We start from the raw sequence: 15,754 nt of genomic DNA, 5'->3' as shown, positions 1-15,754 counted from the left end.
AAGGGGTCAAGCTCCGCCGGCGGAATGGCTGTCGACAGCAACGCTGACAGCAACTGGCCCGGACTCGGGCACCCTGAGGAGCGCTGGCATGGACGAAGCTCCGAGCGTGCAGCCGTTTCCGGACGTCTGCGGACACGGCGCACAGAGCTTGTAAGCGAGATGTCGCCGGTTCGATCCCGGCCGGGGGCTCCAATTCCATCAGGCGACCCGGGCCGACTCGCGCGCCGGGCCGGCGGTGGCGTCCTCCTCCGGCAGGCGTGCCGCACGCCGGTGCGAGAGTCGGAGCGCGAGCGAGAAGAGCAGCGACATCGCGACGGCCGCGAGCCCGAACGCGGCGGCCGTGGTCGCCGTGCGTGTCCCACCCCAGACCGCCCCGGCGGCGCACGCCCCTGCCACACCCGCGGCCCCGACGATCCCGCGCCAGGTCAGCACCAGTGGCACGGCGCCCGCTGTCCGGCCGACCACGGCGGCGACGATCATGACGGCCACGCCGGCGACCGTGGGCCACATCGTCCAGTTGGTGTCGGTGGAGCCGTCGTCGACGACGAGCCAGCGCAGGAACAGCACGCACCAGGGCGGGTACACCGCGAGGAGCAGAAGGATCGCCGCGCCCCGGCGGCGGATCCGCCGGTCCAGCCGAGCGCTGTGCCGCGCGGGCGCGCTGCTCGGGTCGACGGTGAGCGCCCGCCGGTAGAGCTCGCGGAACCGGGCCACGTCGCGGTCGACGGTGAGCACGTTGGCGGCGAGCAGGCTCAGCGCCTCCGGATCGTCCGGGGCGAGTTCGACCGCGCGTCGCGCGTCGGCGTACGACGCCCGGTGCCGGCCGAGCAGGTGCCGGGCCAGCGCACGGTACCGCCAGGCCGCCGTGTCGCCGGGGTCGATGTCGATCGCGCGACCGGCCGCGTCGATCGCGGCGGCCCAATCGTCCAGCCCGATGAGCGCGCCGGCCAGTCGACGCCACGCGAGGCTGTCGTCCGGGTGGGCCCGCAGGTGCGCGCGGAGCAGCGCGACCGCGGGCCGGAACTCCTGGGCGAGGGCCAGGTCGCGGGCACGCGCGACGGCGTCCTCGACCGGGGTGGACTTCGGCTCCAACGTGGCTGCTCCTCGGCGGGATGATCGGTGGGCACCGAAGTATCGCGCGGCGGACGCGGAATCGGAGGCCGAGGTGGGCCGGTCAGGTCACCTCCACCTGACGAATCTGGTCCAGCAGGGCCTGGTGGTCCGCCTCCCGGGTGGTGGCGTCCACCGGCACCTCGTTGAGGACGGTCTCACCGCCGAGAGAGCTGGCCCAGACGCGTTCGGCGTCGCCGGCGTCGGTGCGCCGGCCTGCGGCGGTCAGTTCGCCCTGGCCGTTCTCGGTGTACCCGAGCAGTTCCTTGATCAGTGGGGAGTCGCTGTCGACGCCGGCACGGGATCGGAGATCCAGGGTCGCCAGTTCACTGCTGGCCTGCCGTAGTAGGTGAAGCAGGCCGCTGACCCCCGATGGCAATGTCGGTTTGTCCTCGAAGCGGAAGCGCACGCGAGTGACCAGGTCGACGGTCTGCCGCCAGTCGGAGAAGCGTGTCTCGCCGGTCAGGGAGCGGACGTCCCATTCGACCGCTGTCGCGTTGCGGAGGACGGAGCGCAACGCCCCGGTGAACGACATGACTCTGATGTCCCGGCGGACCTGGAAGACCACGACGAGATCGGCGAGGCGAAGTGCGAAGGGGGCGGCCATCCCGCTGGCCACGGCGGTGGGGGTGAAGTCCTGGCTGCGGTCGTCCCACAGGTCCGCGTCCACCTGCTTCTGGAAGCCCAGGTGCCCGTAGACCAGGCCGTCGCGGACGCTCGTCTGGCCCACGCGCCAGAGCCGACCGTAGCGTTCCTCCCGCAACCCGGGCTTGAGTGCGTCCAACACCTGGTCTGCGGCAGTCTGGAAGAGATCGAGCTGGCCGGGAGGGATGATCCTGGCGCGGGCGACCCGGCCCCTGGGGGGTGGGGGCATGGCTCGATCGTAGAACGGAATTCGTCTATTTCATAGACGCTGGGTCACCGTCTGGGAACGCTGGGTGGCGCGGGATGCCGATGGCACCCCGCGCCGGTCCCCGCTTCGCGTGTCAGCCCCAGTTCTGCGGGGCCGGCTGCCGGGTGGTGGCGTTGATCCGGTTGAAGAAGTTGGTGGTGGCGATCCAGAGCACCAACGCCGCCAGTTCCTTCTCCCCGAAGTGCCGGGCCGCCTCGGTCCACACCGCGTCCGGCACCGCGTCGCCGCGGTCGGCGAGACGGGTGGCGTGCTCGGCCAGGTCGAGCGCGGCCCGCTCGGCGTCGGTGAAGTACGGCGTCTCCCGCCACGCCGCCACCGCGAACAGCCGCTCCTCGGTCTCGCCGTTCTTGCGGGCGCCGCGCGCCCCCGAGTCGACGCAAGCGCTGCATCCGTTGATCTGGCTGGCCCGCAGGTGGACCAGCTCCAACGTGCCGCCGGGCACGCCGGCCGAGTGCGCGGCCCGGTAGAGCAGGTTGACCGCCTTGACGGTGTCCGGGAGCAGCGCGGCCGGGTTCGGCATGCGGGCTTCGAGGCTCATGGTCGTCCGTCCTTGTCCTTGTACGCTGGGCGTCGTCCGTGCGCCGCCCCTCGCCCGTCTGTCGAGATCCGGGCCGGTGGTGTGACGGATGTGACGGCGATCACGCGGCGGTGGGGGGGCGAGAGGGCGTGACCGACGCGGACCTGGTGGCCCGGCGCTTCGAGGAGCAGCGGCCCCGCCTGCGGGCGGTGGCCCACCGGATGCTCGGCTCGGCGGCCGAGGCGGACGACGCCGTGCAGGACGCCTGGCTGCGGCTGAGCCGCGCCGACGTGGCCGGGATCGACAACCTGCCGGGCTGGCTGACCACGACCGTCGGGCGGGTCTGCCTGGACCGGCTGCGGTCGGCCGGGCACCGGTACGAGGAGACCGTGGACGAGGTGGGCGAGGAGCCCTCGACCGTGCCGGAGCCGGAGCAGGAGGCGCTGCTCGCCGAGCGGGTCGGGCACGCGCTCCAGGTCGTGCTCAGCACGCTCGGCCCCACCGAGCGGCTGGTGTTCGTGCTGCACGACATGTTCGCCGTCTCCTTCGAGGAGATCGCGCCGGTGGTCGACCGCAGCGCCCCGGCGGTCCGGCAGATCGCCGGCCGGGCCCGCCGTCGGGTGCAGCGCAGCTCGGCCGACCCGGTGACCGACCCGGTCGGGCAGCGTCGGGTCGTCGAGGCGTTCCTCGCCGCGTCCCGTGAGGGTCGCTTCGACGACCTGGTCGCGCTGCTCGACCCGCACGTGGTGCTGCGGGAGGACGCCGCCGCTGTGCGGATGGGTGGCAGCGCCGAGGTCCGGGGCTCGTCGGCGGTCGCCGGCTTCTTCAACGGGCGGGCGCAGGCGGCGGTGCCCGCCTGGGTCGACGGGGCGGCCGGCGCGGTGGTGGTGCTCGACGGCCGGATCCGACTCGCGCTCAGCTTCGCCGTCTCCGACCGGATCATCGGCATCGAGGTGGTGGCCGACCCGGACCAGCTCGCCGACCTCGACCTGGTGGTCGCCGGATGAGTCGGGCGACCGAGGAGTCCAACCGGGCCATGCTGCGGGCCCGCGACGCGATGGACCGGGCGTACGCGCAGCCGCTGGACATTCCCGCGCTGGCCCGGATCGCGCACGTCTCCGAGTCGCACTTCATCCGGACGTTCCGGGCCACCTTCGGCGAGACGCCGCACCGCTACCTGCAACGGCGTCGGGTCGAGCGGGCCATGTCCCTGCTGCGGGAGACCGACCGGGACGTCACCGACATCTGCCTCGCGGTCGGCTTCACCAGCCTCGGCACGTTCAGCCGGACGTTCCACGACATCGTCGGGGAGTCGCCCCGCGACTTCCGGCGGCGCCGGTCCGCCGCCGGGAGCGTGCCGAGCTGCTTCGCCAAATCCTGGACCAGACCCAGCAGTTTTGGATAAGCAGCAGGTCAGGGCGTTGCTCTAGCGTCGACGGCATGACGATGACTTCGATTTCCCGCTCGCAGATCTACGTGCTCGACCAGGACGAGGCGCTCGACTTCTATGTCGGCAAGCTGGGCATGGAGGTGAACACCGACCAGGATCTCGGCTTCATGCGCTGGCTCACCGTGAACGTGCCGGGTGACGCCGAGCGGGAGATCCTGCTGGAGAAGCCCGGCCCGCCGGCGCTGGACCCGAAGACCGCCGAGCAGGTCCGTGAGCTGCTCACCAAGGGCGCCGCCGGTGGCTTCCTGTTCCTGACCACTGACGACGCGCACAAGACGTACGCGGATCTGGTGGCCAAGGGGGTCGAGGTGACCGACGAGCCGACCGACCGGCCGTACGGGATCGACTTCGGCATCCGGGACCCGTTCGGCAACCGGATCCGGATCGGCCAGATGCACCCGCGGGAGCAGTGGGCGAACGGCTGACCACTGGGCTGCGGGGTCGGGCAGCGACCGACTAGGGTCGGCCACTCCCGATCCTGAAGGGGTGACCGATGGCGAGCCGCCTGTTGTTCCTGGCCCGGCACGGCGAGCAGGAGGACACCGGGACGGAGGCGCCGGAGGTCGGCCTCTCCGCCCGGGGCCGGCGGCAGGCGACGCTGCTCGGCGAGCGGCTGCGCGGCGCGCGGATCGACGCCGTGCACCACGGGCCGCTGGCCCGGGCCGCGGAGACCGCCGCGCTGGTCGCCAAGGAGCTGCCGGGCGTTCCGGTCCACGAGGACGAGCGGGCCGGCGACCACATGCCGCACGACACCGACCCGACCGGCCTGCCGGCACGGTACGCCGCGTTCCTCGCCGAGTTCACCGACGCGGAACGGCGAAACGGGCCGCGCGTGACGGCGGAGGCGGTGGCCCGGTTCGCCACCGCCCCCGCCGAGGGCGACGTCCGGGAGCTGGTGATCACGCACAACTTCCTGGTCGCCTGGCTGGTCCGGCACGCGCTGGAGGCGCCGGAGCGGCGCTGGATCGGGCTCAACCACGCCAACTGCGCGTTGACCGTGATCCGCTACAGCGACGCCGGCCCGCCGACGGTGGTCGCGCTGAACGACGCCGCCCACCTGCCGCCCGACCTGCGCGCCACCGGCTTCCCCGACGACTACCGGTTCTGACACCCGAACCACGCCCGCCTCGCGGAACGACGCGCGAGGGCGGGCGGCGCGCCCGACGGGTCAGCCGCGGAGCTTGACCACGGCCTCGGCGAGCGCGCGGGCCGACTGCGGGTTCTGCCCGGTGACCAGGCGACCGTCGACCACCACGTGCTCGGTGAAGTTCGGCGCCGGGACGTGCTGCGCGCCGGCCTCGGTGAGCTTGTCGGCGAGCAGGAACGGCACCTCGTCGGTGAGGCCGACGGCCGCCTCCTCGTCGTTGGTGAAGCCGGCCACCCGCTTGCCGGCGATCAGCCGCGAGCCGTCGGAGAGGGTGAGGTTGACCAGCGCCGACGGGCCGTGGCAGACGGCGGCCACCACGCCGCCGCGCTCGTAGACCGCGCGGGCGATCCGGGCCAGGTCCGGGTCGTCGGGGAAGTCCCACATGGTGCCGTGGCCGCCGGCGAAGACGATCACGTCGTAGCCGGCCGGGTCGACGTCCGCCGCCTTCGGGGTGTCGGTCACGCCGGCGGTGGCGAGGAAGTCGTTCTGGGTCCGGTCGTCGGTGTCCCGGCCGTCGACCGGCGGCTCGCCGCCGGCGACCGAGACCAGGTCGACGTCGTACCCGGCGGCCCGGAAGACCTCCCACGGCTCGGCGGCCTCGCCGACGTAGTAGCCGGTCGTGCGGCCGGTGCGGCCGAGTTCGGAGTGGCTGGTCAGGGCGATGAGTGCACGAGTCATGTGTTCCATGCTGGCGCGCCGATCCATAGCTGACCAATAGGTGAGAGTCACGTCAGCGATAGGTTTACTGATGTGAAGGTGTCCCTGGACCTGCTCCGCAGCTTCCTCGCCGTGCACCGGGCCGGGTCGGTGACCGGCGCGGCCGAACTGCTGGGTGTGGCGCAGCCCACGGTGACCGCGCAGCTGCGCGCGCTGGAGGAGGCGGTCGGTCGGCCGCTCTTCGACCGGCTGCCGCGCGGTGTCACCCCGACCGCCGCCGGGGACGAGCTGGCCCGCCGGGTGGCCGAGCCGCTGGACCGGCTGGCGGCCGTGCTGACCGACGAGCCGGGTGCCGCGTACGCGCGGACGGTCTTCCTCGGCGGGCCGGCCGAGCTGCTCGCGGAGCGGGTGCTGCCGGCGCTGGGCGGGCTGGTGGCCGAAGGGCTGGAGCTGCGGGTCGTGGCCGGGCTGCCGGAGCGGCTGCTGGACGACCTGGTGGCCGGCCGGCTCGACCTGGCGGTGACCAGCGTGCGACCGCGTCGGCGGGGGGTGGTCGTGGAGCCGCTCTACGACGAGGAGTTCGTTCTGGTGGCGGCGCCGCTCTGGGCCGACCGGCTGCCCGATCCGGTGACCCCGGTGGCGCTGCGGGACGTGCCGCTGGTCGCCTACGGGGAGGAGGGGCCGATCCTGCGCCGGTACTGGCGGACCGTCTTCGACACCCGGCTCACCCGGACGCCGAGCCTGGTCGTGGCGGACCTGCGGGCGGTCCGAGCGGCGGTGGTGGCGGGGGCCGGGGCGAGCGTGCTGCCCGCGTACCTCTGCCGGGGTGAGCTGGCCTCCGGCGCGGTGCGGGCGTTGCTCGCGCCGCCGGTGCCCCCGCTCAACACGCTCTTCCTCGCGGCGCGGCCGGGAGTGGCCGGCCGGCGCGAGGTCCAGGCCGTGCGCCGGGCGTTGCTCGCGGCGACGCCCGGCTGGTGAGCGGGTGGGTCAGCCGGTGGCGCGGGTGAGCAGGTCGACCACCTCGGCGGTGGCGGCCGGCGGGGTGGCCTGCGGCGGGCAGTCCACGTAGGAGCTGGTGGTCGGCCCGATGGTGAGCCGGTAGCTGAACGCGTCGGCGCACATGGTCGCCGGCACGGTGACGGCAGCCTCGGCGGTGAGCCGGGGGTCGGCGGCGAGCCGCCGCAACCGGTCGAGGTCCGCCTCGGAGAGCCGGCCCTCGCGTTCGGCGCCGGCCCGGTCGGTAGTCGTCCAGGTGCCGTCCGCGTGCACGGTGATGGTGTCGGTGAGCCCGGCGATGCCGCCCGACTTGACGAGCACCACCTCGACGCCGGGCAGCGGGGTGGCCTGCGGCAGTGTCGACGTCGGTGCGTCGGCCCGGGCGCAGCCGGCGAGCGGGATCAGGAGGGCGGCGACGGCGGCCGCCACGGCGGGGGCTGCTCTCATGCCGGATCGGACGCACGGCGGGGCCAGCCGGTTCCGGAGCACCGCGTCCTCCTCATCCGTTCGGTCAGTGTCTCGGACGAGAAGCCGCCGACCTCTTTCACGTTCTTCGATGTATCGCTATATCTACATCAGTGACTACCCCCGTCACAACTTCGCCTTCGGAGGAGGGCCCGTGAAAAGATCCGTCGCCGCCGTCAGCGCAGCGCTGCTCACCAGCGGCGTGCTGACCTGCGTCACCACCACGGCGCAAGCGGCAGCGCCCAGCGCCCCCAGCCCCGAGCCCGCCGCCGCGGCCCGGGCCGACAGCCTGGTCCGTGCCAACCCCGGCGCCGTCCAGGGCGCCAGCGGGGAGGCCTACCAGGCCGTCCGCACCAAGGTCGACCCCTCGGGGGCGGCGCACACCCGCTACACCCGGACCTACCAGGGCCTGCGGGTCTACGGCGGTGACTTCGTCGTCCACACCGCCCCGAACGGCACCATGACCGGCACCTCGGTCGGCCTGTCCGCCCCGCTCACCCTGGGCACCAGCGCCAAGGTGGGCGCGTCCGCGGCCAAGGCCAGCGCGCGCAAGGCGTTCTCCGGCACCCTCACCTCGATCGGCGCACCGGAGCTGTTCGTGGACGCCAGCAGCGGCAAGGGCCGGCTGGCCTGGGAGACGGTCGCCACCGGGTGGAAGGCGGACAAGCAGACGCCGTCGAAGCTGCACGTGGTCACCGACGCCAGCACCGGCAAGGTGATCGGATCGTACGACGAGATCGAGTCGGTGGTCGGTAGCGGCCAGGGCATCTACACCGGCACGGTCAGCATCGACACGACGCTCTCCGGCAGCACCTACCAGATGATCGACCCGTCGCACGGCAACGGCCGCACCTGCGACATGAACAACGGGACCTCGACCTGCACCACGTTCACCGACGCGGACAACGTGTGGGGCAACGGCGCCACCTCCAACCGGCAGTCCGCCGGCGTGGACGCCCACTTCGGCGCCGCCAAGACGTTCGACTACTTCAAGAACGTGCACGGCCGTAACGGCATCTTCGGCAACGGGCAGGGCGTGCCGAGCCGGGTGCACTACGGCAACAACTACGTCAACGCCTTCTGGGACGGGTCCCAGATGACCTACGGCGACGGCTCGGGCAACTCCCGTCCGCTGGTCTCGCTGGACGTCGCCGGGCACGAGATGAGCCACGGCGTGACCGAGGCGCTGGCCGGGCTGGTCTACTCCGGTGAGTCCGGTGGCCTGAACGAGGCCACCAGCGACATCTTCGGCAACATGGTGGAGTTCTACGCTGCCGCGCCGAGCGACCCGGGCGACTACCAGGTCGGCGAGAAGATCAACATCAACGGCAACGGTACGCCGCTGCGCTACATGTACAACCCGTCGCTGGACGGCTCGTCCGACTCCTGCTGGTCCACCAGCACGAAGAACAAGGACGTGCACTACTCCTCCGGCGTCGGCAACCACTTCTTCTTCAACCTCGCCGAGGGCACCGGCTCCACCGCGTACGGCACCTCGCCGGTCTGCGGCTCGGCCCCGGCGGTGACCGGCATCGGCCGCGCCAAGGCGGAGAAGATCTGGTACCGGGCGCTCGACGTGTACTTCACCTCGAACACCCAGTACGTCAGCACCAGCAGCCCGAACAACACCGCCCGGGCGTACACCCTCAAGGCGGCGACCGACCTGTACGGCAACTGCTCCACCGAGTACAAGGCCGTCCAGGCGGCGTGGACCGCGGTGAACGTGGCCGGCAACGACGCGCCGTGCAGCTCCACCGGCAACAACTTCTCCGTCTCGGTCTCGCCGACCGCCGGGTCGGTGACCGCGGGTGGCTCGGTGTCCACCACCGTCTCCACCGCCACCACCAGCGGAAGCGCCCAGACCGTGACGTTCTCCGCGTCCGGCCTGCCGAGCGGCGCCACCGCGTCGTTCAGCCCGTCGTCGGTGACCTCGGGCGGGTCGTCCACCCTGACCATCGCCACCAGCTCGGGCACCCCGTCCGGCACGTACTCGGTGACGGTCACCGGCAGCGCCGCGTCGGGCACGAAGACCGCCACCTACACGCTGACCGTCAACGGCAGCGGCGGCGGTTGCACCAGCCCCGGCCAGAAGCTCGGCAACCCGGGCTTCGAGTCCGGCAACACGGTCTGGTCCGCCACCTCCGGTGTCATCGGGCAGTACGGCTCGCAGGGCCAGCCGACCCACGGCGGGACCTGGAACGCCTGGCTGGACGGCTACGGCAGCACCCACACCGACACGCTCTCGCAGTCGGTGAGCCTGCCGTCGGGCTGCGCGAGCTACAACTTCAGCTTCTGGCTGCACATCGACTCGGCGGAGACCACCTCGAGCGTGCAGTACGACAAGCTGACCGTGCAGGTGCTCAGCTCCTCCGGCAGCGTGCTGGCGACGCTGGCGACCTACTCGAACCTGAACAAGGCCAGCGGCTACAGCCAGAAGTCGTTCTCCCTGGCCTCGTACGCCGGACAGACGGTCACCCTGAAGTTCACCGGCACCGAGGACAGCTCCCTGCAGACCTCGTTCGTCGTGGACGACACCGCGGTCAACGTCTCCTGACCTGACCGCCCGACCCCAGGGGCCCGGCGGCCACCCCACACGGGTGGTCACCGGGCCCCGCCCGTTACGGTCGGACCCATGTCCGACGCGGAACTGACCGTCACGGTGGACGGCCCGGTGGCGACCGTGGTGATACGCAACCCGGCCCGCCGCAACGCCATGACCCCGGCCATGTGGCGACAGCTCCCGGTGCTGCTCGACGGCCTGGAGGCCGACCCGGCGGTCCGGGTCCTGGTGCTCACCGGAGCGGGTGGCACGTTCTGCGCCGGCGCCGACCTCGGCGACCTGGACGAGCTGCTGGCCGCCGGCGACGGCAGCATCGCGGTGGCCGCCGAGGAACGGCTCGCCGCGTTCGGCCGCCCCACGGTGGCCGCGATCGAGGGCGCCTGCGTCGGTGGCGGATGTCAGCTCGCCGTCGCCTGCGACCTGCGCCTGGCCGCGGCGGACGCCCGGTTCGGCGTACCGCCGGCGCGGCTCGGCCTGGTCTACCCGGCGCCGACCACCCGCCGGCTGGCCGGGCTGGTCGGGCCGTCCGCGGCCAAGCACCTGCTCTTCACCGGCGAGCTGGTCGACGCCGAGCGGGCGCTGCGGATCGGCCTGGTCGACGAGGTGCTGCCGGCCGACGCGCTGGCCGACCGGGTCGCGGCGCTGACCACCGCGATCGCCGAGCGCTCCCGGCTGACCGTGACCGCCGCCAAGGAGATCGTCGACGGGCGCGCCGACGCCGACCGGCTGGCCTGGTGGCACGCCCAGGTGCGGGACAGCGGCGAGGCCCGCGAGGGGGTGTCGGCGATCAACGAGCGGCGGGCCCCGCGCTTCGGCTGGACCCCGCCGGCCGCCCGCTGACCGCCGTTTGACCGGCACCCCCCGACGGGTACGTTCCGACCGTCGAACGGGGGACCATCGTGGACAGTGATGCGGAGCGTCGGGAGATCCGACGGAAGCGGCGTCGGTTCCGCCTGCTGCTGGTCGGCACCGTGCTGGCGTTCGGGCTGGTGTCGCTGCTGGTCGGGCTGGCGGCGGGCGGCGCGTTCCCGGGCAGCTGGGTGGAACGCGGTGACCCGCCCACCGGGGTGGCGGTGACCGGCGCGGTCCTGGCGGTGCTCGGCCTGGTGCTCGAGATCGTCGGGCTGGTCGGCCTGGTTCGCAGCGGCAGCTACCGGGCCGACCGGGAGTCCCGGCTGTGGGCGGTGAGCTTCCGCCGCCGCCGGGAGCTGGTCCGGGCCGTCCGGCGCGGTGTGGTGGACTCCCCGGACGACCTGCCCTTCCTGCGGACCGCCGCCGCGCAGATGGTCCGGCTACGGAGGCAGATCCCCATCATCGGCGGTCTGGTGACGCTGAACCTCGGCCAACTGTTGCTCAGCCTCGCCCCGATGTGGTTCCTCCTGTTCGGCGTCACCTCGGTGATGTTCGCGATCGGCAGCTGGCAGATCCTCCGGGACGCGCCGCGGGCCGAGGCGTTCCTGCGGAAACACCCCGGCGATCCGGCGGTCACCGCGCCGACCGGCTCCCGCTGACCCGGGCCAGCAGCTCGTCCACCGACCACTGGTCGGAGGCGTGCTCACCGTGCTTCGCCGCGAGCACCCGGCCGTCGGGGGCGATCAGGAAGTCGGCCGGCAGCCCGAGCCGACCGCCGTGCGGGGTACGCGACGGCAGCCGCTCCCGGCCGCGCAGGACGTGCCGGGTGCCGCTCGCCACGGCGCGCAGGATCGGCAGCCAGGCGCGCGGGTCGAGCAGCGCCCGCCGCGCGGACTCCACGCCGAACTCCCGGTAGAGCCGCCGGTCGGGATCGGCCACCACGGCGAAGGGCAGGTCGGCGACGTGTTCCCGCAGTTCGTCGGCGGGGGAGTGGAAGAGCACCACCTCGCGGACGCCGGCCGCCTCGATCTCGGCGTGCCGGCGGACGATCGAGCGCAGGTGGAGATTGCAGACCGGGCAGCCGGCGAACCGCCGGAACTGGAGGTGGGCCAGGCGGTCCGGATCCGGCAGGGCGACCTCGGCGCCGGTGACGCTGGTCAGGTGGCGGGGGGTGACGACGTCCATGCGCGCTCCCGTTGTAGGCGTACGACGTACTCCTACAACCGTAGGCGTATCTTGTACGCTGTCAAGGCCATGCCGCGTCCCCGTTCCCTGACCCCCGCCCAGCTCGCCGACGCGGCGCTCGCGGTGCTCGACCGGGACGGCCTCCCCGGCCTCACCATGCGGGCGGTCGGCGCGCGGCTCGGCACCAGCACGATGGCCCTCTACCGCTACGTCGCCGACCGCGACGAGCTGGAGGCGCTAGTCGTCGAGCGGGTCCTCGACGGGGTGGACATGCGCCCGCCGCTCGACGTGCCGTGGCCGGACGGCATCCGGGAACTGGTCCACCGCGTGCGCGCCGCGGTCGGCGCCCACCCGGCCGTGGTGCCGCTGCTCCCCGCGCACCGGCACCGCTCGCCCGGCATCCTGCGCTGGGGCGAGGCCGCGCTCGCCGTACTGACCCGGGGCGGCTTCGCCGGCACCCGACGGGTGGTCGCGTTCCGCGCCCTGCTCGCGTACGTGGTCGGCGCGATCCAGATGGAGCACCTCGGCGCGCTGGGCGGCCCCGGCACGGCGGTCATCGCCGCGCTGCCCCGCGACGAGTTCCCGCTGCTGGCCGAGACCGCACGCGCGGCCGGTGCGGTCGGCCCGGACGACGAGTTCGGCGGCGGACTCGACCTGCTGCTCGACGGGCTGGCCCGGCAGCTCGATGGATGACCCGGCCCCGGCGACCGTCGCCGGCCGTCACCGGTCGGCCCTGATGACCGTCACCGGCCGGGCCAACGACCGGTGACGGTGGGGCCGGCGGGCGCCGCGCCGGGGAAGTCCCCCGACACCGCCCCCTGTGCCCGCCGGCCGTCCGTCACCGCGCCAGCGCGGCCCAGCTCGGCGTCACCGGCTCCCGCCGCAGCGGCATGCCCGCCTCGGCCGGGGTCCGGTCGCCCTTGCGCTGGTTGCAGCCGTAGCAGGCGGCGGTGGTGTTCCCCCAGGTGTTCCGGCCACCGCGCGAGCGGGGCAGGACGTGGTCGATCGTGTTGGCCGGACCGTCGCAGTAGGCGCACCGCCGGCCGTCGCGGCACAGCACCCCGGCCCGGGACCAGGCGGGACCGGCGGTGAACCGCCAGCGGGTCACCACGTACCGGACGAGGCGGACCACCCGCGGCAGCGGGAAGACGCCGATCACCCGGTCCGGCTCGGACTCGTGGATCTCGGCGACCCGGCGGCAGAGCATCCGGATCGCGTGCTTGACGGTGACCCGGTGCAGCGGGCCGAGGTCGGCGTTGATGACGAGGACGGCGTCCACCGGGCTCTCCCTTCACGATCGGTGGTACGGCGACGAAAAAGCCGCCCGGTCCACGGGGACCGGGCGGCGACGACACGAACGCGCGGCGCGCGTCAGTCGGACCTTCCGGGCCGTGGGCCTTCCGCCCGGCAGCCGTCGCTGAGCAGCCACGACGTCATCGTGGTGGCGGGTCGTAGCGACATCGACGGCTCCTGGAGCGGCGGTTGACCTTGCGCGTTCACGGTAGGTCCACACCGGAGAGGCGGGCAACGCATTTCGATCCCACCCGCGCCTCAGCGACGGGCCAGCAGACCACGCGGGCGGATCGAACGGACCGGCTCGGCCGCCGCCCCCTCGGCGCGCAGGATGTGGTTGGCGGCGATGATCCCGGTCGCCGCCGACCGCTCCATCAGCGCGCTCGGGAACTCGGTGCGGATCCCGTCGCCGGCCAGGTAGAGACCCGGCGCGTCGGTGCGTACCCCGGGCCGCCCGGCGTGGCTGCCCGGGGTGAACGCCGGGGCCCGCGCCTCGACCCGGGCGCGCAGCTCGCGTACCCGCAGGTCGGCCACCTCCGGCCAGAGCGTGGTCAGCTCCCGCAACATCCGCGCGGCCAGCTCGTCGGCCGGGACGTTCGGCTCGCAGGCGTACGCGTGCAGCTCCAGCACCGAGCCGCCGGTGCGCTCCGCCCAGCGGCGCGGCTCGGACTCCAGTCGGTGGTAGAGCGTCACCGAGTCCAGGGTGGGCTGCCGGGAGACCCCGCTGAACACCGCCCGCTCCGGGCGCACGTCCCCGTCCATCCAGTAGCGCGCCACCGCGTACGGGGGACCGGGCCGACCGAACGCGGGCATCCGCGCCACCAGCTCGGGCGCCGCCACGGCCAGGCCGGGGGAGGCGTCGACCAGCGCGGCCAGGGCGGGCGGGTCGACCGCCAGCACCACGTGCGCGGCCTCCCACACGTCGCCGTCGGCGCCGGTCACCCGCCAACCCTCCGGCGTACGGTCCAGCCGGGCGGCCGGAGCGCCGGTGAGCACCCGGCCGCCGTGCTTCTCCACGTGCCGGGTCAGTGGCTCCCAGATCGCCGTCGCGTAGTCCTCGTCCGGGCAGTCGAAGGCCAGCCCTTCGGGGTTGCCGAGCAGGTAGAAGTGGAACTGGGCGATCATCTCGGCGGCGGACATCTCCGCCTCGTGGTTGAAGAACGAGTGCGAGAAGACCTCGAAGAGCATCGCCCGGGCCCGGTCCGGCAGCCGCAACGAGCTGAGCAGCTCGTCGGCGGTCCGCTCGTCGAACTCGGCGTAGGTCCGCACCGGGTCGTAGGTGAGCAGCGGCAGCGCGGCGTCCCGGTCCATCGACCGCAGGTCCGCCAGGCGCAGGCTCGGGCTGCGCAGCAGCAGCGCCAGCAGGTTGGCGGGCGGGGCCGGCGGCAGCTTGCCGAACTCCTCGGTCGGCCACTGCGCGGACAGGATCGGATAGCCCGGGATCGGCTTGAGGAAACCCAACGCCGGGTCGACCCGGCGCAGGATCGACCGCCAGTTCCAGTACTGCCGGAAGAAGGCGTGGAAGCCGTGCTCGTTGCGCTGGACGCCGTCCGGCAGCTCCTCCGGCCAGGCGCCGAGCCGGCCGCCGAGGTGCGGCGCGGCCTCCAGCACGGTCACCTCCACCCCGCGCTCGGCCAGCACCACCGCCGCCGACATGCCGGCGATGCCGCCGCCCACCACCAGCGCCGTCACCGGTCGCGGCACGCGCGGGGCGCCACCGCCGCCCGGGTCCACCACGTGCTCCCGTACGCCGATGAGGCGACCTACCACTTGCGACAGACCCACGGGGCATCCTCCAGTCGGCGGTCCCCCCAGTCTGCCTGAGGTGAAAGGAAGGGACCCCTTTTAACGCATAGGGATGTGCGGGGCCCCTTCTTAACGCCCGGCGCCTCGCGGGTCCGCGCCCCGCGCGCCCGGCGCCCACGCGCCTGCGCGGGCGCGCGGGCGCGTGTTAACAAGGGGCCCTTCCTCTACCGGAGGCGTTAATAGGGGGCCCTTCCTTTCACGGGAGGCAGCGGCGGGGGCGGTCGGAGGGGGGCCAGACGTACTCCAGGTCGGGGGAGACGTCGGTGAACAGCGGGGCGTAGTGGGCGGGGTCCTTGCGCAGCAGCGACGAGCGGTGGCTGCGGTGCAGGTCGTCCCGGCCCAGCCAGGGCGGCAGCTCGCCGGTCGAGGCCAGCTCGTCCTGGGTCCGGATCACCGCGATGCCGCAGGCGGCGGCGAGGTCGGTGGCGAGCGTGGCGGCGCAGGTGTCCGCCCGGCCCGGCTCGCACCACACCGCGCACATGTCCAGCCCGTAGCGGGTCAGCGCCTCCTCGTACCCGGCCCACATCTTCACCGCGGGATGGTTGCGCCAGCCGTAGTCCGGGCGGGTCAGGCCGCGCAGCACCTGGATGGTCTCCACCCGCTGCTTGCCCAGCCGCTTCTGGTCCAGGGTCCGGGCGCTGGCCAGGAAGTCCGGATACGGCAGGAACGTCTGCATGCGGGTGCTCTACCCGTACCCGGCGACGCCATGCGTTCATGATCGAGGGGGCTGCGCCCACCGCGAGCGGCTGACTACGATCCGGGCATGGCCGAGCCCCTGCGCGACCGCGCGCGCCGCGCGACCG

Annotated in this window: 18 protein-coding genes; 9 read left to right on the top strand and 9 right to left on the bottom strand. The window is 73.4% G+C overall.

Annotation, left to right across the window (positions count from 1 at the left end):
* Positions 1-198 precede the first annotated feature (198 nt).
* From O7600_RS16480 to O7600_RS16470, 3 genes are all read right to left on the bottom strand, one after another.
* Positions 199-1,092, bottom strand: a complete 894-nt coding sequence (locus O7600_RS16480; protein WP_281588376.1) for a hypothetical protein — start codon at positions 1,090-1,092, stop codon at positions 199-201.
* Positions 1,093-1,174: 82 nt separating this feature from the next.
* A complete protein-coding gene (locus O7600_RS16475; RefSeq protein ID WP_281588374.1) occupies positions 1,175-1,984 on the bottom strand; it encodes a hypothetical protein in 810 nt (269 codons plus the stop codon).
* A 112-nt stretch (positions 1,985-2,096) separates the two neighbouring features.
* Complete coding sequence (locus O7600_RS16470; RefSeq protein WP_216642296.1) at positions 2,097-2,561, bottom strand: carboxymuconolactone decarboxylase family protein; 465 nt, start codon at positions 2,559-2,561, stop codon at positions 2,097-2,099.
* 128 nt (positions 2,562-2,689) lie between these two features.
* Between O7600_RS16470 and O7600_RS16465 the strand changes: the two genes are divergently transcribed.
* The 4 genes from O7600_RS16465 (at position 2,690) to O7600_RS16450 (ending at position 5,098) form a co-directional block, all read left to right on the top strand.
* Positions 2,690-3,547 carry a sigma-70 family RNA polymerase sigma factor gene (locus tag O7600_RS16465; RefSeq protein ID WP_281588368.1) on the top strand — a complete coding sequence of 286 codons (858 nt, stop codon included), beginning with the start codon at positions 2,690-2,692 and terminating at the stop codon, positions 3,545-3,547.
* Positions 3,544-3,945 (top strand): AraC family transcriptional regulator, encoded by a 402-nt coding sequence (locus O7600_RS16460; RefSeq protein WP_281588366.1) that lies wholly within the window; start codon positions 3,544-3,546, stop codon positions 3,943-3,945. Before O7600_RS16465 ends, O7600_RS16460 begins: the two co-directional genes overlap by 4 nt.
* Positions 3,946-3,980: 35 nt before the next feature.
* Positions 3,981-4,415: a VOC family protein gene (locus O7600_RS16455; RefSeq protein WP_091568982.1), complete on the top strand. Its 435-nt coding sequence runs from the start codon at positions 3,981-3,983 to the stop codon at positions 4,413-4,415.
* A gap of 68 nt (positions 4,416-4,483) precedes the next feature.
* The gene (locus O7600_RS16450) at positions 4,484-5,098 is read left to right on the top strand and encodes a histidine phosphatase family protein (RefSeq protein ID WP_281588364.1); all 615 of its coding nucleotides are present in this window, start codon (positions 4,484-4,486) and stop codon (positions 5,096-5,098) included.
* A 60-nt stretch (positions 5,099-5,158) separates the two neighbouring features.
* Here O7600_RS16450 and O7600_RS16445 read toward each other — a convergent pair whose 3' ends face one another.
* Positions 5,159-5,815: a type 1 glutamine amidotransferase domain-containing protein gene (locus O7600_RS16445; protein ID WP_281588362.1), complete on the bottom strand. Its 657-nt coding sequence runs from the start codon at positions 5,813-5,815 to the stop codon at positions 5,159-5,161.
* 72 nt (positions 5,816-5,887) lie between these two features.
* Here O7600_RS16445 and O7600_RS16440 point away from each other — a divergent pair, with 72 nt between their 5' ends.
* Entirely contained in the window at positions 5,888-6,772 is an 885-nt protein-coding gene (locus tag O7600_RS16440) for a LysR family transcriptional regulator (protein WP_281588360.1), read from the top strand.
* A 9-nt stretch (positions 6,773-6,781) separates the two neighbouring features.
* Here O7600_RS16440 and O7600_RS16435 read toward each other — a convergent pair whose 3' ends face one another.
* Positions 6,782-7,237, bottom strand: a complete 456-nt coding sequence (locus O7600_RS16435) for a protealysin inhibitor emfourin (RefSeq protein WP_281588357.1) — start codon at positions 7,235-7,237, stop codon at positions 6,782-6,784.
* Between the two features lie 172 nt (positions 7,238-7,409).
* Between O7600_RS16435 and O7600_RS16430 the strand changes: the two genes are divergently transcribed.
* The 3 genes from O7600_RS16430 (at position 7,410) to O7600_RS16420 (ending at position 11,326) form a co-directional block, all read left to right on the top strand.
* A complete protein-coding gene (locus O7600_RS16430) occupies positions 7,410-9,809 on the top strand; it encodes a M4 family metallopeptidase (protein WP_281588355.1) in 2,400 nt (799 codons plus the stop codon).
* 78 nt (positions 9,810-9,887) lie between these two features.
* Complete coding sequence (locus O7600_RS16425; protein WP_281588353.1) at positions 9,888-10,655, top strand: enoyl-CoA hydratase/isomerase family protein; 768 nt, start codon at positions 9,888-9,890, stop codon at positions 10,653-10,655.
* A gap of 59 nt (positions 10,656-10,714) precedes the next feature.
* Entirely contained in the window at positions 10,715-11,326 is a 612-nt protein-coding gene (locus O7600_RS16420) for a hypothetical protein (protein ID WP_281588351.1), read from the top strand.
* Here O7600_RS16420 and O7600_RS16415 read toward each other — a convergent pair.
* Positions 11,301-11,852 (bottom strand): peroxiredoxin-like family protein, encoded by a 552-nt coding sequence (locus tag O7600_RS16415; RefSeq protein ID WP_281588349.1) that lies wholly within the window; start codon positions 11,850-11,852, stop codon positions 11,301-11,303. The genes O7600_RS16420 and O7600_RS16415 overlap by 26 nt on opposite strands.
* A gap of 69 nt (positions 11,853-11,921) precedes the next feature.
* Between O7600_RS16415 and O7600_RS16410 the strand changes: the two genes are divergently transcribed.
* Positions 11,922-12,545, top strand: a complete 624-nt coding sequence (locus O7600_RS16410) for a TetR/AcrR family transcriptional regulator C-terminal domain-containing protein (protein WP_281588347.1) — start codon at positions 11,922-11,924, stop codon at positions 12,543-12,545.
* 145 nt (positions 12,546-12,690) lie between these two features.
* Here O7600_RS16410 and O7600_RS16405 read toward each other — a convergent pair whose 3' ends face one another.
* From O7600_RS16405 to O7600_RS16395, 3 genes are all read right to left on the bottom strand, one after another.
* Entirely contained in the window at positions 12,691-13,131 is a 441-nt protein-coding gene (locus O7600_RS16405; RefSeq protein WP_281588345.1) for an HNH endonuclease, read from the bottom strand.
* A gap of 272 nt (positions 13,132-13,403) precedes the next feature.
* Positions 13,404-14,930, bottom strand: a complete 1,527-nt coding sequence (locus O7600_RS16400; protein ID WP_281588343.1) for an FAD-dependent oxidoreductase — start codon at positions 14,928-14,930, stop codon at positions 13,404-13,406.
* 217 nt (positions 14,931-15,147) lie between these two features.
* The gene (locus tag O7600_RS16395; RefSeq protein WP_281588341.1) at positions 15,148-15,627 is read right to left on the bottom strand and encodes an MSMEG_6728 family protein; all 480 of its coding nucleotides are present in this window, start codon (positions 15,625-15,627) and stop codon (positions 15,148-15,150) included.
* Positions 15,628-15,754 lie beyond the last annotated feature (127 nt).

Source organism: Micromonospora sp. WMMA1998 (assembly GCF_027497375.1).
Classification (GTDB): domain Bacteria; phylum Actinomycetota; class Actinomycetes; order Mycobacteriales; family Micromonosporaceae; genus Micromonospora; species Micromonospora sediminicola.
This window is presented reverse-complemented; position numbering and strand designations above follow the sequence as displayed.